Annotated in this window: 17 protein-coding genes and 1 tRNA gene; 4 read left to right on the top strand and 14 right to left on the bottom strand. The window is 54.0% G+C overall.

Translation table 11 applies throughout. The annotated features are described in order from the left end of the window. Positions 1-34 precede the first annotated feature (34 nt). From G6R38_RS13070 to G6R38_RS13030, 9 genes are all read right to left on the bottom strand, one after another. Complete coding sequence (locus G6R38_RS13070; protein ID WP_166825809.1) at positions 35-907, bottom strand: c-type cytochrome; 873 nt, start codon at positions 905-907, stop codon at positions 35-37. Continuing rightward, positions 904-1320: a c-type cytochrome gene (locus G6R38_RS13065; protein WP_166825806.1), complete on the bottom strand. Its 417-nt coding sequence runs from the start codon at positions 1318-1320 to the stop codon at positions 904-906. Before G6R38_RS13065 ends, G6R38_RS13070 begins: the two co-directional genes overlap by 4 nt. Positions 1321-1665: 345 nt before the next feature. Beyond that, positions 1666-2280, bottom strand: a complete 615-nt coding sequence (locus G6R38_RS13060) for a cytochrome c oxidase subunit 3 (RefSeq protein ID WP_166825803.1) — start codon at positions 2278-2280, stop codon at positions 1666-1668. Continuing rightward, entirely contained in the window at positions 2280-4271 is a 1992-nt protein-coding gene (gene ctaD / locus G6R38_RS13055) for a cytochrome c oxidase subunit I (protein ID WP_166825800.1), read from the bottom strand. Before ctaD ends, G6R38_RS13060 begins: the two co-directional genes overlap by 1 nt. Continuing rightward, complete coding sequence (gene coxB, locus G6R38_RS13050) at positions 4163-5179, bottom strand: cytochrome c oxidase subunit II (protein WP_166825797.1); 1017 nt, start codon at positions 5177-5179, stop codon at positions 4163-4165. The genes ctaD and coxB overlap by 109 nt, the downstream gene beginning before the upstream one ends. Before the next feature lie 314 nt (positions 5180-5493). After that, positions 5494-6486, bottom strand: coding sequence for a plastocyanin/azurin family copper-binding protein (locus G6R38_RS13045; RefSeq protein ID WP_166825793.1), 993 nt, complete (start codon positions 6484-6486; stop codon positions 5494-5496). A 71-nt stretch (positions 6487-6557) separates the two neighbouring features. Next, positions 6558-6734: a hypothetical protein gene (locus G6R38_RS13040; RefSeq protein ID WP_166825790.1), complete on the bottom strand. Its 177-nt coding sequence runs from the start codon at positions 6732-6734 to the stop codon at positions 6558-6560. A 76-nt stretch (positions 6735-6810) separates the two neighbouring features. Next, on the bottom strand, positions 6811-7077 hold the full coding sequence (locus G6R38_RS13035) for a hypothetical protein (protein WP_166825787.1): 267 nt from the start codon (positions 7075-7077) through the stop codon (positions 6811-6813). Between the two features lie 581 nt (positions 7078-7658). After that, complete coding sequence (locus G6R38_RS13030) at positions 7659-8246, bottom strand: superoxide dismutase family protein (RefSeq protein WP_166825783.1); 588 nt, start codon at positions 8244-8246, stop codon at positions 7659-7661. 1047 nt (positions 8247-9293) lie between these two features. Between G6R38_RS13030 and G6R38_RS13025 the strand changes: the two genes are divergently transcribed. Beyond that, on the top strand, positions 9294-11072 hold the full coding sequence (locus tag G6R38_RS13025) for a thiamine pyrophosphate-requiring protein (protein WP_166825779.1): 1779 nt from the start codon (positions 9294-9296) through the stop codon (positions 11070-11072). Between the two features lie 15 nt (positions 11073-11087). Here G6R38_RS13025 and G6R38_RS13020 read toward each other — a convergent pair whose 3' ends face one another. The 3 genes from G6R38_RS13020 to G6R38_RS13010 all read right to left on the bottom strand — a co-directional run bounded on the left by G6R38_RS13020 (position 11088) and on the right by G6R38_RS13010 (position 13744). Next, complete coding sequence (locus G6R38_RS13020) at positions 11088-11486, bottom strand: transposase (RefSeq protein ID WP_166824225.1); 399 nt, start codon at positions 11484-11486, stop codon at positions 11088-11090. Further along, on the bottom strand, positions 11480-11923 hold the full coding sequence (locus G6R38_RS13015; protein ID WP_166825774.1) for a transposase: 444 nt from the start codon (positions 11921-11923) through the stop codon (positions 11480-11482). Before G6R38_RS13015 ends, G6R38_RS13020 begins: the two co-directional genes overlap by 7 nt. 252 nt (positions 11924-12175) lie before the next feature. Further along, positions 12176-13744 carry a vitamin K epoxide reductase family protein gene (locus G6R38_RS13010; protein WP_206028565.1) on the bottom strand — a complete coding sequence of 523 codons (1569 nt, stop codon included), beginning with the start codon at positions 13742-13744 and terminating at the stop codon, positions 12176-12178. 611 nt (positions 13745-14355) lie between these two features. Here G6R38_RS13010 and G6R38_RS13005 point away from each other — a divergent pair. Both G6R38_RS13005 and G6R38_RS28245 read left to right on the top strand, forming a co-directional pair. Further along, positions 14356-14568: a hypothetical protein gene (locus tag G6R38_RS13005; RefSeq protein ID WP_166825771.1), complete on the top strand. Its 213-nt coding sequence runs from the start codon at positions 14356-14358 to the stop codon at positions 14566-14568. Positions 14569-14842: 274 nt separating this feature from the next. Next, the gene (locus G6R38_RS28245) at positions 14843-14974 is read left to right on the top strand and encodes a hypothetical protein (protein WP_261345381.1); all 132 of its coding nucleotides are present in this window, start codon (positions 14843-14845) and stop codon (positions 14972-14974) included. A gap of 568 nt (positions 14975-15542) precedes the next feature. Here G6R38_RS28245 and G6R38_RS13000 read toward each other — a convergent pair. Then, positions 15543-15630: transfer RNA gene (locus G6R38_RS13000), tRNA-Ser, on the bottom strand. A gap of 313 nt (positions 15631-15943) precedes the next feature. On the opposite strand from G6R38_RS13000, the gene G6R38_RS12995 reads away from it, so the two are divergent. Continuing rightward, entirely contained in the window at positions 15944-18508 is a 2565-nt protein-coding gene (locus G6R38_RS12995) for an alpha/beta hydrolase-fold protein (protein WP_166825768.1), read from the top strand. Here the strand turns inward: G6R38_RS12995 and G6R38_RS12990 are convergent. After that, positions 18481-23601 (bottom strand): protein kinase domain-containing protein, encoded by a 5121-nt coding sequence (locus tag G6R38_RS12990; RefSeq protein WP_166825765.1) that lies wholly within the window; start codon positions 23599-23601, stop codon positions 18481-18483. The two genes, G6R38_RS12995 and G6R38_RS12990, sit on opposite strands and share 28 nt — an antisense overlap. Between the last annotated feature and the right edge of the window lie 19 nt (positions 23602-23620).

Below are 23620 nucleotides of genomic sequence, written 5' to 3'. Positions count from 1 at the left end.
CGCTCACCGCGGACACAGAAGACCGTAATACGGTCTAGTCGTCGCGACCAAGTGCAAGGAGATAAGCGGCGATATCCCAAGCATCGTCTTCCGGAATGTTGAGATTCGGCATGACAGTTCCCGGTTCGACGTCTTGAGAATTTCTCAGCCAAGTCACGAGGTGACGTGGGGAATTATTCAGTGTGCCGGCGATGTAATGACGTTTTCCCCAATTCGTTAGTGGCGGCCCCGCGGCGCCGTTGGCTCCATTGATGCCGAGAATCTGGTGGCAAGTTCCACAACCATACTTGCGAGTCAAATCCTTGCCTCGGCTCTTATTTCCCTCGTCTGCCAACTTTTGCCAACCTTGTTCAGGAGCCAACCAAGCGACTTCTTCACTCGCACCGTCGTCCTCTGTGGCAGCCAGCATGTCATGATACTCGGCGGGAGTGAGCGTATTGAGCCTCATCACGAACGCTGTGATGGCCCAGAGATCTTTGGGTTCTTCGCCCATCGCGAACCCTGGCATACCGGCCATTTTAAGTCCGTGTGTGATAATCCACGCGATTTCGGCTGATGTCCATCGATCGGCCGCCTTTTCCAATGGAGGAGGATTCGGGTTGAGCCCCATGCCAATGCGAGAGCGGGGCTCGCCTGGTCCCCCGTGACAAGCCACACAGTTTTTGCGATAAAGTACAAAGCCGCGACGGACTAACTGCGGTTTGTTGAGTTCGGGCACTTCAAGATTCTGGGCGTGGGCTTCGACCGAGTTCCGTTTGAGGGTCAGAATCAGCGTTCGCTCCATCTGAAGATGCTGGTGGATTGCTCCGATATTGTAGAGACCCGAATGAAGAAACAGAAACGCTCCGAGACCGCCTAGCACTAACGCGCCACTCAGTGTTGCGAGCACGATCCATCTTGTCTTCATGGCTGTATCTCCCATTGATTGTATAGGTAGGCCGCCATATCAATGGCATCGTCTTCAGTTACACCCAAATCCGGCATCGCTGTGCCGGGTTCCACTTCTTGCGGATCCATCAGCCAACGGATCAACATCTCTCGTTCATTGGGCAACTGACCCGCGATATACTTTCGGCGTTTCCAATCGGTCAGCGGCGGTCCAATATTGCCAGGACTGTCTGAAATCCCTGAGATTGTATGGCAAGTGGCGCAGCCGTAGGCAAACAGAAGTGTCTGTCCGTGATCGGCCTGTGCTTGAGGAGAATTGCTAGGCAACAGTTCGTCATCCCCGAAGTTACATGCGGAAAGAGAGAAAAGCAGAAATCCGACGACTAGCATTCGCAGTGCGTATCGTTTCTTGAGTCGAACTATTATAGGCATGGATTGTGTAACCAATTGGAAAGTTCGTTAGCTAGGATTCCGAGTAGAAACATCAATGCTAGCAGTAATGATCCTTCCGTATAGAATACAGTACCGCGTTCCGGTTCACGACGCGGTTGGTAGCCGACACGCCAACATCGCCAGCCGCTCCAGATTCCGATTCCCGCAAGCGCTATTGCGACGAGACTGATCGTATGCAGTATCCACATACGATCGTTTACACATGCGTATGCGGCAAGCGTATAATTGGCCGTCAATTGTACAAACCAGCCAATCGCTGGAGCAATGAGTGCCGTCCAAAGTAATAGTTCACGGTGTTGGCTCTGCTCTTCCATATTCATGTTTCTAGGTCCATCTCGGTATCCAATAGAGCACGATGTAAATTGGAATCCAGATTGCAGAAACGAAATACCAATAGATCGTGTCGACTTGAACGCCAAGGCGTCGTTGTTCGGTGTAGAATCCTTTGGCTGCGAACCAGCCGATCACGGCGGTGCCCAAGATCGCGGAGGTCACATGCATGAGGTGAAAGCCAGTCATCGTCCATACGAGAGCGGCATAGGCATTGTCATTCCATGCGAATGGTAATGCGGCAAATTGAAGCCATCGCAGCCAAGCGACTAGACCCCCAGCAATACAACAAACGACAACGGTCCAGAAGAAAATCCAATTCTTGCCGCGTTCCATCACCACCCCGCCATACCACATGGCCAGCGAGCAGATTATCAATAGCAATGTATTGATGCCTGGATAAAGCACCGGTGGGTCGGTGTTCCCAGGTGGCCATCCCATTCGGCCTTCAGCCGTATTCACAATCCAGAGATAGAAAAAACTGAGGAGAAACCCGAACACCACCGTCGTCTCAATGACGATCAGGCAAAGGATCCCCCACCAAAATGGATGCTTCTTGTCGGCGTGAAAGCGAGTCCACGTGCTGACATCAATCAGTTCGCTCGACATTAGTCTTTCCCCGTCCCCCATGGTCTTTGCGGCCAGAACCAACCGATGCCAGCCACGATGGTCGCAAAGAATCCGATTACGAACCACACGGGATGAAATATGCTTCCGATGAAACCAATTGCGATCGCAACGGCTAGAAGAAATGGCCAAATCGTTGGTCCCGGTAAGACAATCACTGCTTGAGGGTCGGCTTGCTCAACGGTGGTCACGAGGACTTCGCGGCGGTCGGTACGCATACCGCGAGTCGCCGCGGACGGTTGTTCTTGCGGGGAGTCCCACAAGGGATTGAGGCTGGCCACCCGTGGAATTTCCTCGAAATTAAATGCAGCGGGAGGGGAGGCTGCGAACCACTCCAATGTATCGGCTTCCCAGGGATTATCTCCCGCCTGAGTACCGAACTTCAGACTCCATACCACATTGATTACAAAGACCAGAAAACCCAATGCCAAAACGAAAGCGCCGATCGTGGCCCACAGGTTGAGGGAGTTCCACTCAAGTTCAGGCAGATACGTGTAGACTCGCCGCGGCATTCCGAGAAAACCTAACAGGTGCATCGGAAAGAAGCACACATTGAAACCGACAAACATCAACCAGAAGTTCAGCCTGCCAAGTCGCTCCGACAACAATCGGCCGCTCCATTTGGGAAACCAGTAGTAGAGTCCCCCCACAAGTGGAAACACGACGCCACCAATAAGTACATAATGAAAATGTGCGACTACAAAGTAGCTGTCGTGCACTTGCTTATCAAAAGGAATCGTAGCAACCATCACTCCTGTGATGCCGCCCAGTAGAAAGATGGCGATGAACCCTAAACAGAATATGAACGGCGTCTTGAAGACGGGCTTTCCTCCCCAAATGGTGGCAATCCAAGCGAACATCTGGATGCCCGATGGAATCGCGATCGTTAAACTAGCAGCAGTGAAAAAGCTGGAGGCATGCGTCGGCAGACCAGCGGTAAACATATGATGGACCCACAGACCAAAACTAATCATCCCCGTTGCCACGATGGAACAGACCACCGCGGTGTAACCGAACAATCGGCGTCGGCAGAAGACGGGAATAATCGTGGAAACAACGCCCGCAGCCGGCAGAAAAGCAATATAGACCTCCGGGTGACCAAACCACCAGAACAAGTGTTGCCACAACAAGGCATCGCCACCGGCATCGGGATAGAAGAACTTGGTATCCACGATCCTGTCGAGTGCGAGCATGACGCTCGCAACAATGACGCCGGGCATCGCAAAGATAATCATCACCGCCGTGACTAGAATCGCCCAGACAAAGGGAGGCGTCTTTGACAGCGACATCCCCGGAGCCCGTTGTTTCAAGATAGTCACGACCAGCTCGACGGCGGCCGCTAAGGCCGAAATCTCAATAAAAGTGATGACAGTGGCATAGACGTCGATCCGGTGTGATGGCGAGAATTCCTTCAGTGCCAAAGGGACGTAATCAAACCAACCAGCATCGGGAGCCGATCCGATCAGGAACGCAATCCATAACACAACTCCACCGATTAGAAATACAAAAAAACTAAATGCACTCAGTCGGGGAAAACTTAAATCGCGCGTGCCGATCATTAGGGGGACTAAGTAGACGCCCAAACCCTCGACCATCGGAATGGCGAACAGAAACATCATCGTGATGCCATGGACCGAGAATACTTGGTTATACAAGCCCGGCCCAATCAGATCGTTCTCGGGAACCGCCAGCTGCATGCGGATGACGACTCCGAGGACACCCGCAGCGAGAAAAAAGACGAATGCGGTGATGATGTAGCGAAGGCCAATGTTCGTCTGGTTGACCACCCTGAGCCACCCCCACAGGCCGGGCGGGGCCTGCCAGGTTTTCGTCAGTTGATCGATTGGCGGGGGTGCTTCTGCCACTATTCGAGTGTCTCCAGGTAGTGCATCAGGGCATGAAAATCTTCGGCGGCCAGCGGTACCGATGGCATCAAGTTTCCCGGTTTGATGCTTTGCGGGTCGGCAATCCATCCGCCAAGATGGCCGCGACGATTGGGTAGCGTGCCTGCAGCCAAACTCCGCCGACTGGCCAGATGCGTGAGGTCCGGTCCCACGGCACGCAAGGATTGAGAGGAAACGTGTGCGACAGAGGATACACCGCGAATGGTATGGCAGTTGGCACAGGCTGATCCCCGAAACACCGCTCGACCACGTCGGGCTATGTCGGTCTGTGGTTCCCGAGCCGAGGCTTCTTGGACAGCCACCCAATCTGTGAAGTCTTCCAATGTTTCAGCTACGACGTCAAAGGCCATTTTGGCATGTTGAAGTCCACAAAACTCCGCACACTGTCCTCGATAAACTCCAGGTTGACCAGCCTCAAGCCAGAGATAATTCGTGCGGCCCGGGACGAGATCCTCTTTCCCGCCGAGACTAGGCACCCAAAAACTATGAATTACATTGTCGGACCTTAGACGTAATCGCACCGGCACGCCGACGGGAATGTGAATTTCATTGGCCGTTTCGAAAAGCCGATCTCCCGACTCGTTCAAGTACGCAACTGACCACCACCAACGCTTCCCCGTCACCTCGATGGTAAGGCTCTGGTACTCCGGTTCCGCCGCGTCGCTCGCCGAGGCATCACGCGAATGTTTCGCGACAGAGATTGTGGGCGATTCCTCCCAATCACCCGCGAATGGTTGCGAGTAAATATGTGTTGCCACCAACATTCCAAGCAACAGGATCACAGTAGTCGACACGCCGATTACCAGCGCGTGCCGAAGGTTCTGTTCTGCGACCGGAGGTGTCCGCTCCTGATAATTCCGTAAGCATCCTGCAATGAGAATGCCAACGACAATTAAGGTCACGAACAGCCCGACGCCGAAGAGAACCCACCACAGCTTGACGATTGCTGCAGCCTCCTCCCCAGCGTTCTTGAACATTGACTGAGGGCCTCGGCACCCTGTCAGACTGCAGCCCATTCCCAAGGCAAATCCGATAAGTCGGTTTCTAAAAGACATGAGTTGAACTATATACAACAAAATATCGCATCCATGTCGCTGTCACAGAAAATACAAGAGTGCTAAGAATCTCAAGCGATGTCAGCTCGCGTCGACTAGCAAACTGAAACCATTGCCATACCGGATATATCCCGGGAAACAAAACGCACTTGCTCAGGGGAATTCTCCGATCGAGTGCCGGAAGTTTGTTGGTTGTCAAAAGAGATTCGAAGACATGTAGGCATTACAGGCTCTCACTAGGTTGGCCAAGCATAATGGTCGATACCATAAATCATGGCGCCGCCAAAGAAGCTAGTCACAGCGACAATGATGACTGCCCCGAGAAGTGCAGACCGGAACAGCCAACGTGCTCTATTGCTTTTTTTGCGGGCTGCGATTTCGGAAAATACAATCGTGACAATGAGCCAAAGCGCGGTTCCCGTTCCCCACCAGCGATGAGAATCCAATATCCGGTTTAGGTCGTCGAATCGAAAACCGGCCAGACACCAGCCACCAAAAGCGACTCCCACAGAGGCCAGCCCAGCCAACCAGACGCAGAAACGCGTGATATCACCAAACATAGGCTTGCCAGTAACCAATAACAAAACTTCGCTCGTGAAAGCCACGAGTATTGCTCCGACCGGAAGATCGGTTGCAGCTGGATGGAAATTCCCCAGCCAATAGAGGAATTTCCGGAAACCTGTTGCCTCGCGATAGTCGTCCGGACGCGGCGGACGGTGCGTGCCCAAGATCATTTTCTGCTCCGCCTCGTCCTCCGCGAAAGGTATCGAACTGCCATCCGCAACTTTCGTTTCAGACCGAAACTCCGCACTCGGCTTGACGAAAATCTCGCCAACCATGCCTGCTCGTTCATGGGGAATACAGATATATTGGTAAGTTCCCGGAATAGAGAATTGATGAGCGAACGAATCGCCCGCTTCCATCTTGCCGGAGTTGAACGGTCTGGCTCCTTTGGGGAGTTGTACGTTCTCGGACGTCTCGGCCAACTTCGGATCGGCTGTCACAGTATGGGCGACTGTTGATGGTTCATTCTTCCACAACACTATTTCTCCAGACTGGATGGTAACCACCGCCGGAGAGAACTTGAGGTCATCAGTCATCCTGACGACAGCGGCGTATTGAGAATCTTCTGCGATCTCGTCAGCACTCAACAATTGCGGAATCGCGAAAGCGACCAAACCAACTAGCCAACTATAGCTGGAAACCTTCACTGAAGGAGCAACAAACATTAAACACCTCAATCCATCGTGAACTGTAAAAACACATCACCGCTTCCCTTCGCATATAGTGCGAGAATCGGCTAGTCTTTAATTTCACCAGTCTCTGTTGGTGCGTTGGCAGGTTTGTTCAGCTCTGGAACTTTCTCCTCGATTTCGACTTCGCCTTCCGGGGCACAGCCAAGACAACTGAACAATAGGGATGCCACAAAAACGATTTCATAGGTGGCTCGAAATCTCACGGGCAAGTCGCCTTTCATGACTTTGATCGAATCGGCCTATTAGTTTGATTGATTCTGGTGTTGAACATCGGAATTGTCGATCGGGCTGTTGTCATCAATCCGTTTTCTCTTCGATGAGATCACCGCTTTGTTCGGCATGTTCGCCACGGGCTTCTTGCGTTTCTCGACGTTCCTCCTCAACCTCTGCTTCTTCGTCAGGAGTCACAACACCATCCTCGCGAGCCGCCTGTTCCGCTTCCTGAGTTTCGGTCTGCTCTTCCTGTAATTCTTCTTTCGCTTGGTTCAGCTGAGCCTGATCGGTACATCCAACGCTGCCCGCGAGCAAAGCGAGCACGAATAGTCCATTGCAAAAACTTCTCATGTGGAAAACCTTTATCGATTTGATCGAGTTGTATTTCAGTGGAGTTGTAAAAGGTCGTATTCAAGCCGCTATTAGCTGGTCGTTCGTGATTGAACTTTCGCTCGAACTTCCTGCCTGCTAGCGAGCCGGGGTTGTTGGTTTCGAAATGCCTTCAATCGCCTTAGCGCACAAAGCCTGATCCTGAGTTCCGACGACGATATCGCCCAAAGTCACCACCCCGGTGATACCTCGGTTGTTGCGAACGAGACGTCGTCGGATTCGTTTGTCCGTCATCATTTTCGTGACGGCTTAGACGGAGTCGTCCTCGGACAACCAACGGGTCGCGAGGGCATGGCATCCCGAGCGTCGGTGAGCTACGGATCGCAGCAGGAGCGGGCGTCATGATGTCGTGAATCTTCATTGGACGTTTCTTTCCATCTTGAATCGGAATAGCCCTGTTGAGTCCCTCAGAAGCATCTTCGTCTACTTGAAAACCAAGGCATGGGAATCCTCTTCAATTGCTGCCAAGAGGTCTCCGTGCCGGCAGCCCGGACTCTAGCCATACACAAATCATTACGAACAGGGGGCGAGGGAAGCACTTGCTACTCTGCTGGCGAGGTTTTATTCGGACGCCGAGACGGATCTGCGAAACCAATCACGCCCAAAGCGACGCGCTCCCCGGCATCTCCAGAGGGTTGGCTCTTCAAATCATCCGCATCACCGTGCACCACGATCGAGCGACCGATTACGAAGTGCAATTTCAAATCCTTGGCGAGCTTGTCGACCTTCGCCACGCCATCATCATTAGCAGTGATGTTACCGAGATCCCCTGCGTGATGTTTGGCATCCTCAGGACCTCCGTGTTTTGCCCCCTTCGGATTGAAGTGTCCACCCGCCGATTTGCCGTCCCGACCACGCATGTCACCAAACTCGTGGATGTGAAACCCGTGCTCTCCCGGTGTGAGATTGCGAACCGATCCTTTGACCCGAACGCCATCGCTCGTTTGCGTCAGTCGGACCACGCCGCGAACTTTCTGTCCTAGTGTGGGATGAAGGACTGCGACGGCCTCTTGCGGTATGGGAGGTTTCTCCTGGGGCTTTGTCGATGATTCGGAATTCTCTGGTCTACCTATCGCCAAAGACACCGCCCCCAACAAAATCCCGCATCCAGTCCATAGATGATTTGCCATTTGGCAGTCCCTTCTAGATACTTGCTTCTCGAGTAAACGCCGAACGAGGAAGAATCTTCGCATGAGAAGCCGCCGAAGAATCCGGTGTTTTGCTCCTAACCTTCTTCGGGTTTCTTCCCACCACCGATCAATACAACCATGCGGATCAACCTCTCGACTGGTCTATCTCGCAAATCCCATTCCTGCCGATACATGACCTCAATCCATTTGACAGACTGCTTTCAAAACCTCACGACGGCGGCCTGGCAAACGACTACCGTAGCAGATTGTCGGGGTTTCTTGATGTCGCATAGGAAAACGCCCCGATCAGCCATTCCGTAAGCCTAAATTGACCACCAAGTCTAGGGCCTGCTGAGAAAGATCGACACATCAGAGGTGCGATACATTTTAAGGATATTCGAGCATGGCCGCCGTGGATTCATTCTGGTCAGACATCGACCAAACCGGTTCCTCAACGATCACCCCCTCAGGCCGTATTACGGTCATTATGTCTGCCCCCAGCGGATTCACTTCATTACGAAGCGTTCCACAAACCGGCGTTTCTTCGAGCAATGATTTGGTCTTCTTATGAAGTTACAAAGTACTGACGTCAATTCGTTCAAAGACCGGGACTCTTTAACTTTCTCTCGTCTTCTGACCGACAGAGGAGTGCAATGTTCGCTGATGACGCAGAGCGATTCCCAATAAACCAGCGTGTGAAATAGTGATAGTTGGGTTCAGGTCTGTTGACTTTCAGCTAGGTTTGGATTGTTTGCATGCCGGAATCTTCGACAAGTTACTTGTTTTCTGCGAATGCAACTTGTGGCCTGAAGCTTCTCATGCCTTGGTGTGTCGAGCTATCGCCCTCCCCTTTCGCTGGCGCTATCGAGTACGTCCCAGAGGGGAGATCCCCCGTCAGTATCTCAGCACCCTACCCATTGTCGTGAACACATATGTTCCCAGAATCGGCGTGTCAGGTTCGTTGGCTTACGATTTGGTTGCCAGCAGAAATAGAACGGACCGATGGTATCCATTGTGTGGACACGCTAAGGTTGAAAGGAATGACTTATGGCTGACAATGTCGGTGACTTCCTACTCGAACGTCTGCGGCAATGGGGCGTTAAACGGATTTACGGATTCCCGGGTGACGGAATCAATGGGATCATGGGTGCATTAGGGCGGGCCGATAATCAGCCGAAGTTTGTCCAGGCTCGGCATGAGGAGATGTCGGCGTTCATGGCTTGTGGACATGCCAAGTTCACTGGTGAAGTCGGCGTTTGTATCGCTACAAGCGGTCCGGGGGCGATTCATACCCTCAACGGTTTGTATGATGCGAAACTCGATCATCAACCTGTACTAGCGATCGTGGGGCAACAACCTCGGACGGCTTTGGGCGAGCACTATCAGCAAGAGGTCGATCTGCAGACGCTGTTCAAAGATGTGACGGCTTATGTTCAAACCGTGATGTCACCAGAACAGTTGCCCGCAGTGATCGACCAAGCCATGCGGACGGCGATCGCTGAGCGGTCTCCGGTCTGTTTGATTTTCCCTGCCGACGTGCAAGAACTTGACGCGGTCAAAGAAACGCCGCACAAATTCAAGATGAGCCCCGGGAGTCTGGGCATGGTCAAACCGCGTGTGTTGCCGCCGGACGCTTCCATTCGCGAAGCCGCACAAATCATCAATGGGGGGAAGAAAGTCGGCATACTTGTGGGACAGGGCGCTCGCAGCGCTGCCGATGAAGTCATTGAACTCGCGGAGAGAACCGGTGGCGGAGTGGCCAAAGCCCTTTTAGGTAAGGACGTGTTGCCTGACGACTTGCCTTTCGTCACCGGTTCGATCGGCTTGTTAGGAACGTACCCAAGTTATGAACTCATGATGGGCTGCGATACGTTCCTCATGATCGGCTCCAATTTTCCCTATGCACAGTTTCTGCCCAAGTTCGGTCAGGCTCGCGGGATTCAGATTGACATTGATGGCAAGTTGATCGGCCTGCGGTATCCCATGGAACTCAACCTCGTTGGAGATGCCAAGAGTACTTTGCAGGCGTTGCTACCGTTCATTGATCGCAAGGAGGATCGTTCTTGGCGGGAGACCATCGAAAAGAACAACCAGACTTGGAACGAAATCATCGAGAAGCGAGCACATCAAAGTGCCGACCCCGTAAACCCGCAACGCGTATTCTGGGAACTCTCGCCGCTGTTGCCAGACGACTGCATCGTCACGGCCGATTCGGGGTCGGGCACGAACTGGTTCGCCCGCGACGTGAAACTTCGCAAAGGGATGCAAGCATCGCTCTCGGGAACACTGGCGACAATGGGATGCGGTGTCCCATATGCGATTGCTGCGAAGTTCTGCCATCCGAACCAACCGGTTGTCGCATTGGTCGGCGATGGAGCCATGCAAATGAACGGTATGGCTGAACTACTAACGGTCCGCAAATACTGGGAAGAATGGGATAATCCGCAGTTCATCGTGCTCGTGGTGCACAACAATGACTTAAACCAAGTCACCTGGGAAATGCGGGTGATGGAGGGCGACCCGAAATTCGAAGCCGCTCAAGTTCTACCGGACATGAACTACGCGGCGTTCGCGGACATGATCGGTCTGGAAGGCATCCGCGTGGAGCGAACTGAAGACATCGTGCCAGCCTGGGAACATGCGTTTTCCGCCAGCCGGCCGATTGTCATTGATGCCCTATGTGATCCGGAAGTCCCGCCGTTGCCGCCTCACACGACCTTCGATCAGGCGATGGGCATGCTCAAGAGCCTCATCAAAGGTGATCCGGAAGCCGGGGATATCATCAAGCACGGCTTCAAGGGCAAGATTGCGGAATACGTCCATTAGAGTCTAGAGGTGGTTTCAAAACCATTTGATGATAGTGAACATGCAAGCGAGTTGGACAAAGCCGTGAAATAGATGATCATAGTGTTCACAGCGGACGACAATTCGACGTTTGAATTGCAGCCAACTGATGCTGCGCTCGACGACATACCGACGGGCCAAGCGTCTGGCTTTGCGACCGTCTTGAGTCGGAGGTCGCTTGCGGCTCTTGCGATGATGACAGATCAATTCGATCTCCTCGGCCGCAAGCCGAGTTCGCAACGGATCGCTATCTGCGGCGCGATCGTACATCAGACGCTTCGGCTTGCGCGGGAGCCTGCAGTTCTCAATCAGCGGTTCAATCAGCCGGACTTCGTGACGACTCGCACTGTCAATCGTCACTGCCAACGGTGTGCCCACGCCGTCAACCATCAGCATGATTTTGGTGCCTTTGCCTTTCTTGGTGTTGCCGACTGCGGCGCCCCTTTTTTTGCTGGGGCAAAGGTGCCATCGCCGATGGCTTCCTCCCAGTCGATGTCCCGAAAATCTTCCATGTGCCCCAGCAACCTGGTCCAAGCGGCTGCGAACACGCCGGACTCGGTCCACTGTTTCAGACGCCGCCAGCACGTGGCAGGACTGGGATATCGTTCTGGTAAATCTTTCCACCTGGCACCGGAAACTAAGACCCACAACACACCTTCCAGACAGGCTCGCGGCGGGACACGCGGACGCCCACCGAGTTCCGAAGGAAGCGGGTCTTCAAAGAGGTCATTGATCAAAAGCCATTGCCCGTCATTGAGATATGGTTTGGGGGCCGTCCTGGACCCTGTGCGATTGCGGCCCAACCGAGGCCACGCAGACAGGGAAATCAACATGCTGGTGTCTCCTTTTACCAGCAACGGCATGCAAATCGCTTGCCATAGCGTTCACTAAAATCGGGGTTATGAAACCATCTCTAGTCGCTTTTTTGAAATCACATCTCCTCCCGGTCCCGGTCATCGAAGAGGATGTCGGAACTGAGAGGACATGGTGCCCAACTTGAAGATTCGAAAACCCTATGTGTTCCGTGTGCCGTTCGATCCACCCGCGCCGGATAGAACATTGCGATTGCAACGTGCGGGGATCGTCTATCGAACGTATGGATCCCAGAGTCCGTATTGTTCCGTCTTAACGCCACGCGGTAACGACAGTAGCAAAACAAGTACACCGGCAATGGTGCAGGTAATTGAATAAGTGATTGAGCCTCCATCGAGGATCCAGGGCAAACCAGCGACCGCGATGCCCAGAAGCACGTTCAGATAGCGTCCTAGTCGAAGGACCTCTCCCATACAGACGACTGAGACAGTGACGATCAACGCGCCTCCAAAGTGCCCGAGATCGGCATCGCCACTTTGAATGCCGACCCCAAACAGAGATGGCATTGCCATGAGTCCGATCCCAATCATACTGGCGACTATCAACGTCCATGGGAAACTCATTCCCCAGATGGAGGCTCGAAACACTTGACCAGGTTTCTCCGGAAAAGCTATCAATTCCGGCGAACGCTCGTCGCTAGTGCAGCCTTCTGCCGATCCGCCTTTCCAGAAGATGGTCCACACCGAACCGCCCCGGTCGCCGCGTCGCTTGGCTTCGATCATGTGTTGCCCCATCGCCACGACTTCATCGACTTCAAGCGGGATCATGGGCAACATGATCAAAGCGGCGATCAGACAATAGAAGCACCAATGATGCACGATCAGCGGTTGTGAGACGACCAAGACAATATGAGTGAGGCCAAGAGGTATCACAAGAATGCCAAAGAAGGCCACCATCCAAGGCATTGTCCGCCAACGAGACGGGCTACCCATATAGCCCATCAAGAATTCAAAGGTATACGAGACCGCGCCTAAACCAGCGTCACTGATTGGCAAGCTATGACTCAATCTTGAATTGAGGACCGGCTTGGTCCCGGCTTCGAACCCGAAGAAGGGATCCCATACCCAATCGATATAGCCAAGCTGGAACATTGCTAAATATCGAGAGACGACAAAACCGAGAAACCCCGTCACAATCATGATCCAACGTTGCGGCCAACTCGATGGGTTGTAACTCCAACCGGGCGGAACCGGCGGCCCCATCTGCATATACATAATCATGTTTGGCATTCCTGGGATCAGGATCGTCAATGCGATCAATAGCATGCCGACAACGGTACTGTTGAGATATGATGCAGCCGTCGGTGCCCAGAACACGATCGGCGCGAATGTCAGCCATACCCCAAGAAAGCAACAAGTCCAAAGGCTTTTGGGGCGATTGGGTGTCAGGGATCTATAACCGAAGACCAGTAGCAAGAACCCGGAGACAACGTCACTCCAAGTCATCAACTGCGCCCGCAGTTCCGTGTGAGTTTGTTCTGAGAACCACACCCCCCGTCCGCCGCTGGGGTTGACCCAAAGAGCGTCGTTCAAGTAACCAAATGTGAATGGAGCCAGCACCATCCAGATGCCTAGCAGCGGCAACGTCCAATAGATCCACAATGTTTGTTTGTGATGCATCTTGAGCATCATTAGGCGGTCGTCACGACTCATCTCATGACTCCCGCTTTCGTTCTGCATCTCCTCGTGATGATGCTGACTTGTCTGTTCGGCCATGGGACGCGTGACACCACGACCGCCCATTCCTAGTTTGTCGTTTCCATGTTTGGGAGAGTCAGGCATGTTTCTGTATGGGCCAGAGATTGTAAAATTACCGCGAAAGCGTCAAACACCTTTATTCAGCGTTTATTGGACGTGAGAAATCAAACACTGACCGGTGACTACTATTTTAGAGCAAGGACCTCGCAACCACACTAGGTCGCAGACTGTGATCAGCCGGGGGAGCGCCCCGGTCGGAAGCTAGGGAAATCCATGCCCAATCGCGCATAGCACAGTCAGCGACGAAGCTGGTGTCTTCGCCACAAACCAATCGATGGGCCGAATTTCGCCATCAGTCAGAGAAACGAGTCTCTGGTGTGAGAATCAACTACCAGCTACGACCTCAGGGGATACGAACGTGCCGGCTACAAGCCCCGCTGTCACGATACTGGTGTTGAGCACGAAGTTCCGGCAACTTCGGTTGAAGACAGCGTGTCGAGGTGATCGTGGATTATTGACAAGTCGCTGATCCGCCGCACTCGCCGCCGGATGTGTCTGCATCATTTGGACAAAGACGAAGACTATCTGCAATCCATTCGTGAACCCCCTTACGAAATGGAAACGCTCGTCAAAGTTCTGTTGATCTCAGTGACCGACCAGAATCGGCCCTTGCCGAGCTTGCGGCTCCCTTCGTCATGGCCTGTGACCCGCCGAGTCGATTCTCGGAGACTCCGCGGGTCTATGCATTAAATTACCTGTCATCCGCGACAGCCGAAGGGCTCGATCAACTCTTCGATGAACCGTTGGTGTCGGTCAATCCACAGGCGACAAACGACCAAATTCGTCAGGCTGTCAATCATCTTGTGACTGAATGGCGGGAGTCTCGGAATCTCCCGCGAACTCAATGAATCCGTTTTGACCGTTCAGAACCATTAAGCAGCGGCTTTTCAACTCGTCACAGGACATCCGTACTCTCCCGAGCTTTGGTGGAAGATTTTCGGTGCGTATAAGCTCTCGCTGCTTGGCGTCGGCAGGTCGAATGCCCGCTCGCTGCAGCGGCCTCGCGTCAGTCGATCGGAACGGGAGGTTCCAGAGACGCAACTGGGAGCGTCGGTCGAACATCTTGCGGCCACCCTTGCCGCACTGAAGGTGTTTACTCACTACCAGATCGATGATCTCCGTATGGACGTCGCGGACCTTCAGTCCGAAGGGGTAGGTATCGAGGAAATTGCCGACCGACTCGGCGAGGGGCCAACCGAAATTGAAGCCTGGCAGCAGGCAATCCGCTACCTCTTGGAGCATGAACTGCCTTGAGGCAAACGACTCTGCAAAATAGACGTTCCGTTATCTCGGAAGAGGGAGGGGGTAAGTATCCGATGGTGTGACCGCGACGAATCCCTGCGTTGGCTTCGCGATGTTGTCATTGTCCTGGTGACAACCGGGCTGCGGATATCGGAACTGGCGAGCTTGCGGTGGTCAGACTTGTCGGACGACGAAGACTGGTCGTAGCCGGACGTTTCCCATTCACGCGGACCTGAAGGCTGTCCTCGAAACGAAGCCCCGCAGCGGGGTCCCCGAACAAATCGTGATGCGATGGCTGGGACATTCCAGTAGCGAAATGGTCCAACGTTATTATCATTTGCATGACGAAGAAGCGAAGCGGCAAATGAGCCGACTGAACTTCATTGGAAACTCTGGCGGACGTTCCGCTGAGGAAAACGATTGACTTCTGAAACCCCGAAGACGGCGATCCGGTGCGGTCGTTGAGCATCCTTGATCAGCAGTCTTGGCACATTCTTGGCACAATTCACCGTGCCAAAGAAAAAACAGCCGTCGCAACTTGTTGTGTTGCAACGGCTTATGGTGAGCTTCAAGAAGCAAGCGGAGAGAGAGGGATTCGAACCCTCGGTACCCCATAAGGGTACACCGGTTTTCGAGACCGGCACATTCGGCCGCTCTGTCATCTCTCCAGGTGTATTGTCGTGGCCAACAATTATCACTTTTGGAGACGACAAGTCAAGGTCCAAGCCTTCGCTGCTTGGATTGAATTCGACGAAAATGTGGTCCGCCGCCGAATTCCAGACTGTTGGCTTTTTCGGCATCTGTAAGACACCGCGAATCAATCGTGCCCCGCCGTTGGTAACACGTTTCCCTTCTTGTTACGATTTTCCGCGATTGACGGGTTTCGTCTGTCGTGCAAATGGATCGCCGAGATATCCTGATTTGTGGGGTGAATTGGTCGGCATTCTGCGTTTTGTACTCATCATATTTGGCGGAAGCATTATGAAGTCGCGCTCGTTATTGCTGGGATGTTTGCTGTATGCGTTCACGCCGTTGGCTTTTGCGGCGGAGAAGGCGGACCAAGTGCCGCGGGGCGACCTACGAAATGGCGAGTTCTCGACCAGCCAAATTTATCCGGACACAACACGGTCATATCGGGTTTACGTTCCGAAGCAATACCGAGCCGATCAGCCGGCAAACCTTATGGTCTTCATGGATGGATTGAATTACGCGAATCCTAAAGGCGCATTCCGGGTTCCAGCGGTTTTTGATGAACTGATCCACGCTGGTGAGATGCCGATAACAATTGCGGTTTTCGTCAACCCCGGCAAAGTCCCGGCGACGAAAGACGGAGCGAAAGGCCGTAGCAATCGGTCCTTTGAATACGATTCACTGGGCGATCGATATGCGAATTTCTTGATTGATGAGTTCCTGCCAGTGGCGTTGGAAGGCTTGAATGTCTCAGACAATCCGGCTGATCGAGCCGTCTGCGGTATTTCGTCTGGCGGAATCTGTGCATTCACGGTGGCTTGGGAGAAACCCGAGCAATTCGGCAAAGTGATGAGCCACATCGGAAGCTTCACGAATATCCGAGGTGGGTGGGCGTATCCGGGGTTGATTCGAAAGACGAAGGCCGAGCCAAAACCAATCAAGGTTTACCTGCAAGAGGGCAAAGATGATTTGAACAACTTGCATGGGAACTGGCCGTTGGCGAATCAAGATATGGCAGCCGCGTTGCAGTTTGCAGGGTACAACTACAAGTTTGTGATGACCGACGGCGGGCACAGCGGGCGATGGGGTGGAAAGGAATTGCCGAACGCGTTGCGATGGTTGTGGTCGGACGATTCCGAATCGACGCAGTTTCCTCCGACGTCCACAAAACCACCGTGGAAACCCCATCCCGATGCCGTCCGTCAAGCGGGTGTCCCGGAAGGTAAGATCATCGAGATGCCCGATTGGGAATCGAAGATCTTTCCCAAGACCATTCGAGAATGGGCCATCTATGTGCCAGCTCAGTACGACGCTGATCACCCGGCGGCTTTGATGATCTTCCAGGACGGCGAACGCATGCGAAAGCTGGATGGTCGCTGGCGAATTCCGATCGTTTTTGACAATCTCATCGCTCGAAACGAAATGCCGCCGACCATTGCTGTTTTCATCAACCCCGGTGATGACAACACAAAGAAGAAACGCAATCGGCGTCCATCGAATCGTAGCTTCGAATACGACAGCCTGGGCGAGCGGTATGTGCGATTCTTGCTGGAGGAGATCATCCCGGAAGTCAAAAAGAATTACGTCATTTCCGATGATCCGAACATGCACGCGATTGGCGGTTCCAGCTCAGGGGCGATCTGTGCATTTACGGCGGCCTGGGAACGGCCCGATTATTTCCGCAAGGTGTATTCCAGTGTGGGAAGCTTCACAAATCTTCGCGGGGGGAACATCTATCCGTCATTGGTTCGCAAGACCGAACCGAAACCAATTCGTGTTTACATGGCCGACACCAGCGGTGATGTGGACAATGCTTTCGGAAGTTGGCCTTGGTCGAATCGTCTGTTGGCGTCGGCGTTGCAATACATGGGATACGACATTCGATTCGATTGGGCTGAGGGGTACGCCCATAATGCCGACTATGGTAGCTCGCGATTTCCCGAGGCGATGAAATGGCTCTGGCGTGACGAGCAACACACGCCGACTCTCGATACCTCGGGGGATCTGGGTGGTGATCTCACGCTCTTGAATCTGCTTGTACCAGGCGAATCGTGGGAGTTGGTTGCGGACGAAGTGGGTTTCGCTGACGCTTTGTGTGCGGACTCGAAAGGTAACGTCTATTTTTGCGATATGCGTGAGCCGATGGTTTATAAGATCGATGCCAAATCGGGCGATCATACTAAGATCGCAGCTGTTGCAGTCAGTGGATTGGAGTTCGGCCCGAACGGTTTGCTCTATGCGTGCCAAGGTTCAAAGCAGCAAGTGATCTCGATTAACCCGGTGACAGGGGACACGAAAGTTGTTGCGGACGGAGTTCGTCCGAACGATTTGGCGGTCACGAGCGACGGTCAAATTTTCATCACCGAGACCAAGGCTCAACACGTGACGCGGATCGACTCAAAGACCGGCGAGAAAACGGTGGTTGATGAGGGAATCAATCGCCCTAATGGTATCGCGTTGTCGAATGATGGCGGAACACTCGCTGTGTCGGAACATGGTGGGCGATATACATGGATGTTCCGCGTCAATCCCGATGGCACTCTGGATGCGAAGATGCCGAGTATGACGCTTCGTCTGCCGATTGATTACAAGGGCGAATTCCGATTCAATTCACCGCCCCCCCGATTGAACGTAGCTCGGGGAGACGGAATGGCAGTCGACAGTAAGGGCCGTTATTATGTGACTAGCCAACTCGGCGTGCAAATCTTCGATCCAACCGGTCGGCCTTGCGGTGTCCTTCCGAAGCCCCGCAAAGACCAACCGCTCACAACGTGTATACTCGGCGGGATTGATCACTCAACGCTCTACATCGCCCATGGGAAGCAAATTTATCGTCGCAAACTGACCGTGGATTGAACTTCGCGATCGGCTTCCAAGCCCCGACCGGTCAGCCAGAGAATGGCGGTGCCATCTTGCGAAGTCGACAACAGATGAGCCCCATCGGGCGAGAACGAAATACTTGTGAGACCGCGGGTGTGGCCTTTCAGTGTGAGCAGTTCTTGTCCGTTTTGGGCGTCCCAAACTTTGGCTGTGTTGTCGCGACTGGCGGTCACGAGGCGGCGACCATCGGGTGAAAACACGCCGCCCGTCAGACCCGCGGTGTGTCCGGTGATTGTTTGGAGCAACTCCGCTGTGAAGGCTTCCGCATTCCGTTTTGTCAACTGCCACACGCGAGCGGTTTCGTCGTCGCTAACGGTTAGAACCCGCTGATTCGCCGCATCGAAGCGGGCAGTGTTGACCGCCCATCGGTGGCCACGCAGCACACACTGTTCTTTCCCGGTTTTTATGTCCCAAATGCGGGCGGTTCGATCAGTTGAACCTGTCAGCAACTGTTGTCCGTCGGCCGAGAACACAACCGACCGAACCGTCGAGGAATGACCGAGGAACTCTCGGATCGTATCGCCGGTCGCCGCATCCCAAAGTACGACCAAACCGTCACTGTCAGCGGAGGCCAGCAACAATCCGTCGGGGGAATACGCAAGAGCCTGGATGTCATCTCGGTGAATCCCCGCCAACTTGCTGATGGCCCGACCGGATTCCAAGTCCCAGATTCGCACGGAGTCGTCCCAACTTCCGGCCGCCAGTCGCTTGCCATCGGGTGAAAACGCGATCGCGGCGACTGTCCCAGTAGGATTGAATGACGTCAGCGGTCGCTGAGTTTCCGTGTTCCACAACTTCACGTCGTTGCCGGCGACGGTCACCAGGGAAAGACCGTCCGGTGCGAACCGAGCTGTCCGCAATGTTCCCGCCTCAGCCGGGAAGGAGTCCAGGGAGTATTCCGGTTTGCCTCCGTTCTCGAAGGAATTCGTTGTGAGGTTCCACACCGAAACATTTCCTGATACCGACTGGACACCAATAACACGCGTCTGCGAGTTCGAAAGATGCAATGTTTCCACAACTGCATTCTCGGTTTTCAGACTCGTGACCACTTCGGGTGGGTCAAGTTGCCAGATCCGAAGCTGACCATCTTCACACGACGTGATGGCATGTCGTCCGTCGGCAAACAGTTCCATTGCCAAGACCGGAGCGGGATGTTTCAGGATGTCGTCGCGTCGTTCTCGCCCCGTGCGAACGTTCCAGCGGGTCGCCGTTTTGTCTCGACTCGTTGTCACGACATAGGCGTCGTCATGCTGAAACTCTGCATCTGTAATCGCTGCGGAATGTCCTTCGAGCGTGTAGAGTAACTTCCCAGTGGCGGCGTCCCAAAGTCGCCCCCGTCCGCGACTGTCTCCCGTGTAGATCGTTGAATCGTCGTGCGAGAATGCCACCACTCGAACGGGCGAACGATGCCCGACCAACTTGCGTGTTGGCGTGCTGAGGGATTGTTTGGTGTGGTCCATCGCCGTCCGAATTGCTTCGCTTTTCAGATCCCAAAGCAACGCGGCATTGTGGTCGCTCCCGGTGATCAGCCATCGGCCATCGTGGGATACCGCCAAGGCGGATTCCCGACCGCTGCCATGAAATTGCAACGCCTCCGTCCCCTTGGCAAGATCCCATACATGGACTGAGTTGTCGAACGCTGAGGTGAAAAGCCATCGGCCATCTGGGGAAAATCGGACATCCTGGGTGAGAAAGTTGTGTCCCTCGGCCAATTCTAGATGGACGGTCCCTGTGCGGACGTCCGCAATGCGAACCGACTTGTCACGGCCGGCGGTTGCAACCCAACGTCCGTCCGGACTGAATGTTCCCGCCAACACGGCTTCGGTGTGATCGTCGAGTAGATGACCGCCGAGAACCCGTATTTCGTCGCCACCGCCGATATCCCATTGTTTGATGTGGCCGTCTTGGCTTCCTGAGACGATCGAGCGACCATCGGGCGACATGGCACACGATCGGACCCAACCGGCGTGACCTTGGAACGTGTCAACGACGCGGTCCGCTTTGACACTCCAGAGGATCACACTGTTATCATCGGAACCAGCCAGCACGAATCGTCCGTCCCGCGAAAACTCCACGCATCGGACGGCGGCTGTATGACCATCGAGTTCTCGGTATTTTGCTTTTTCCGTTGTACGCCCTTCGGCGATTCGCTTCAACGACGTCTTAGGCAATTCGTCCGGATGCCAAATTAGCACATGCCCACTATTGTCAGCGGTGACAACATGCTGACTATCCGGTGCATACTTCGCCACAAACACCGGGCCTTTGTGGTCATTGAATTGGGCGATCTTCTCAGCCGTCTCGACATCCCAGACGATCGCCGTTCCATCTTGGCTCCCGGTGACGATCCGCAAACCATCCGGGGAAAATGACGCCGACCAAACCCACCAAAAATGACCGACATATTGCTGGAGTGGTTCGCCAGTTTTCCAATCCCAAAGCCGTGCCGTGTTGTCGTAGGAGCTACTCAAAAGGCGTTCGCCGTCTGGTGAGAATTCGACGTCTAACACGGCATCGGTGTGGCCTTTGATCGAACGAATCGGCCGGCCGGTTTGTGCGTCCCAAATGCGAACGGGGCCGTTGGGGTCGTTGCTGCCAGTAGCGATGAGGCGTCCGTCTGGGCTGTAACAAACATCGTGGACGTATTGACCATCATGTCGGAGTCGCACCAATAGCTCCCCGCTTTCAGCATCGTAGATACCAGCCTGCGAATTCCAGGTCGCTGCGACGAAGCGGCTCCCGTCTGGCGAATAGGCCAATGCATCGACCGGGGCTTTGGTTGCAATGGTTCGACGACTTTGATGACAGAGGTGCATCAGACGAGCCCATTCCCACCCGCGTTGATCCGTCTCTCCTTTCTGTGGTCGGCAAGCGTCGAGCAGAGAAAGTGCCACTCCAAAAGCTTGTTCGTCGATCTTGGTGGCGGCTAACTGAATTTGAGCCACGTACGACTCATACGCTTCGGCGGCACGTGCCGCCATGGCTTCTTGTTTGGCTTGCTCCTCCAGCGTCTTGGCTCGGAGTGCTTGTTCCTTGGCTTTTTCTTCCAATGCTCGCGCGGTGAGAGCCTCTTCTTTGGCCTGTTCCTCGAGCGCTTTGGCTTCCAACGCTGCTAGTTTCGCTTTTTCCTCGAGTTTCTGAGCAGCGACGGCTCTTTCCGTGGCTTTGTTCGCACGTTTTGTTGCGGCTTCGGCCCGTTCACGTTCCGCGAGTGCCACATCACGGGCATTTTCGGCATTCGACCGAGCGGTCTCGGCTTTGCCACGCTCTGCAATTGCAATTTTGCGTTGGGCTTCGGCTTGTTTCTGAGCTTTTGCGGCAACCTCGGCTTCATCGACGGCCAACTGCCGTTGATGATCAGCTTCCATGCGAGCATCGTTGATTGTGATCGCGGCAAAGACGGCACCGCACACTGTGATCAAGGCCAAGCATGCCAGAATGCGTTTCGTCTGTTTCAAACGGTGCTGTCGGCTGTCGCGTTCGGCTTGGGCCTTCAGAATTGTCGGACGCAATGCCGAGACAGATTCCGTGGATTCCATCTCGTCACCATCGAGCAGTGACAATGCGAGATCGTAGTCGCCACGCTCGAACGCACAATTCGCGTAGGACAAAGTCGCTTGACGAACACCAATGTTCGCATCCGGGTTCTCATCCCAGAACGACAATGCCTCACGATAAGAGGCCAACGCTTGTGAAAAAAGTTGGTAGTCTTGCGACTGTTCCGCCTGCCCAAGGACCAGTTCGGCCCGCTCCGCAAGGTAGCGACTTTCCGCGTGGGACAAGTATTCCCGAATCGCCGATTGGAAGTCCGACACAGAACCGTAACGGTCCTGTGGATCGGTTGCCATCGCTGTGAGTGCAATGTCGAGCAGTGGGCCGGTGACTTCGGTTTCTCGAATGAGATTTTCCGCGGCCGCATACAGACACTGCATCACGTTCGTGCCAGTGTGTGGTGGTTTTCCGACGACGATTTCAAAGAGGATCGCCCCCAGCAAATACACGTCGCTGTGATAGCCAACTTCACCAGTTCCTCCGGCCATCTCGGGAGCCATATACGCCGGCGTTCCCCCTCCAGCCGCAGAGCGGGCAACGTCTTCGGGTTTGGCGAAATCGGGCATCAACTGGGCCAGCCCCCAGTCCATCACCAACACTTCGCCATAGCTGCCAAGCATGACGTTCTCGGGTTTCAGATCACAATGGACCACACCCCGCGAATGGGCAAACGCAATGGCGTCGGCCACTCGCATCAGGATCGAGAGATTGTCCTCCTCAGACTTCTCATCGATCACTTTCAGCCACGGTGTTCCTTGCACCTGTTTCATGGAATAGAACAGGGAGCCGTTTTGATCCGTTCCCAAATCGTAAATCGGCACGATGTTCGGGTGATCGAGATCGCCCGTCACGACGGCTTCCGACACAAAACTCGTGCGTTCTTGTTGGCCAGCCGCTTTCTTCTTCAGCGTTTTGATTGCGACCGCTCGGTCGATTGATGACTGGCGACCGGCATACACCACCCCCATGCCACCTTCACCAAGTTTGTCGAGCAATTCATAGTCGGAATTCACCGCGTGTTCGCTCGGCTCGAGCACGCGTTTGCCGATTTTAAGGACCGAACTCGTGTTGTCATCCGCGTGGAAATCCGGATGAGTGCTGGGCGTCGGTCCTTGTCGATTTGATGGAGACGTTGCGAGTGTTTCCCCGCTATCGGCATTCGAGCCGACCGCGAATTCTTCGGCATGGTCGCTCAGGAAATCCGAGGGGCTATCAACCGTCATCGTAGGATCTGATGGCCGCTTGAGGAACGGTCTCAAGTTCTTGACGGTCTTGATCATCTCCGCCGAGTCTTCAATCTCTTCCGATTCCGAGTCAATCTCACAGGTCTGGAGAGTGTCATCATCTTCAGCGACGTCCGCACCGTCGAATCTCTCTTCGATCTCGGCGAGAAAATTCGTCAGATGCTCACCACAAAGAACACACGATTCGTCCGTACTGTCGCCGCAGAAAGTTGCATCGAGTGACTGATCCGCCACGTCTTGAGATAAACTTTGGCAATTGGGGCACACAGCCATGATCAGACTTCCACAAGCA

The sequence above is a fragment of the Thalassoroseus pseudoceratinae genome, from assembly GCF_011634775.1.
In the GTDB taxonomy this organism is placed as follows: Bacteria; Planctomycetota; Planctomycetia; order Planctomycetales; family Planctomycetaceae; genus Thalassoroseus; species Thalassoroseus pseudoceratinae.
This window is presented reverse-complemented; position numbering and strand designations above follow the sequence as displayed.

What these genes read in the sequence shown, in the direction of transcription:
- G6R38_RS13060 (WP_166825803.1), bottom strand. Translation starts at nt 2,280, where the DNA reads ATGTCGAGCGAACTGATTGATGTCAGCACGTGGACTCGCTTTCACGCC.
- ctaD (WP_166825800.1), bottom strand. Translation starts at nt 4,271, where the DNA reads ATGGATTGCCGACCCGCAAAGCATCAAACCGGGAAACTTGATGCCATC.
- coxB (WP_166825797.1), bottom strand. Translation starts at nt 5,179, where the DNA reads ATGTTCAAGAACGCTGGGGAGGAGGCTGCAGCAATCGTCAAGCTGTGG.
- G6R38_RS13015 (WP_166825774.1), bottom strand. Translation starts at nt 11,923, where the DNA reads ATGTTGATTTCCCTGTCTGCGTGGCCTCGGTTGGGCCGCAATCGCACA.
- G6R38_RS12990 (WP_166825765.1), bottom strand. Translation starts at nt 23,601, where the DNA reads ATGGCTGTGTGCCCCAATTGCCAAAGTTTATCTCAAGACGTGGCGGAT.
- G6R38_RS13065 (WP_166825806.1), bottom strand. Translation starts at nt 1,320, where the DNA reads ATGCCTATAATAGTTCGACTCAAGAAACGATACGCACTGCGAATGCTA.
- G6R38_RS13040 (WP_166825790.1), bottom strand. Translation starts at nt 6,734, where the DNA reads ATGAAAGGCGACTTGCCCGTGAGATTTCGAGCCACCTATGAAATCGTT.
- G6R38_RS13035 (WP_166825787.1), bottom strand. Translation starts at nt 7,077, where the DNA reads ATGAGAAGTTTTTGCAATGGACTATTCGTGCTCGCTTTGCTCGCGGGC.
- G6R38_RS28245 (WP_261345381.1), top strand. Translation starts at nt 14,843, where the DNA reads ATGGACGTCGCGGACCTTCAGTCCGAAGGGGTAGGTATCGAGGAAATT.
- G6R38_RS13010 (WP_206028565.1), bottom strand. Translation starts at nt 13,744, where the DNA reads ATGCCTGACTCTCCCAAACATGGAAACGACAAACTAGGAATGGGCGGT.
- G6R38_RS13020 (WP_166824225.1), bottom strand. Translation starts at nt 11,486, where the DNA reads ATGCTGATGGTTGACGGCGTGGGCACACCGTTGGCAGTGACGATTGAC.
- G6R38_RS13005 (WP_166825771.1), top strand. Translation starts at nt 14,356, where the DNA reads ATGGCCTGTGACCCGCCGAGTCGATTCTCGGAGACTCCGCGGGTCTAT.
- G6R38_RS13025 (WP_166825779.1), top strand. Translation starts at nt 9,294, where the DNA reads ATGGCTGACAATGTCGGTGACTTCCTACTCGAACGTCTGCGGCAATGG.
- G6R38_RS13070 (WP_166825809.1), bottom strand. Translation starts at nt 907, where the DNA reads ATGAAGACAAGATGGATCGTGCTCGCAACACTGAGTGGCGCGTTAGTG.
- G6R38_RS12995 (WP_166825768.1), top strand. Translation starts at nt 15,944, where the DNA reads ATGAAGTCGCGCTCGTTATTGCTGGGATGTTTGCTGTATGCGTTCACG.
- G6R38_RS13030 (WP_166825783.1), bottom strand. Translation starts at nt 8,246, where the DNA reads ATGGCAAATCATCTATGGACTGGATGCGGGATTTTGTTGGGGGCGGTG.
- G6R38_RS13045 (WP_166825793.1), bottom strand. Translation starts at nt 6,486, where the DNA reads ATGTTTGTTGCTCCTTCAGTGAAGGTTTCCAGCTATAGTTGGCTAGTT.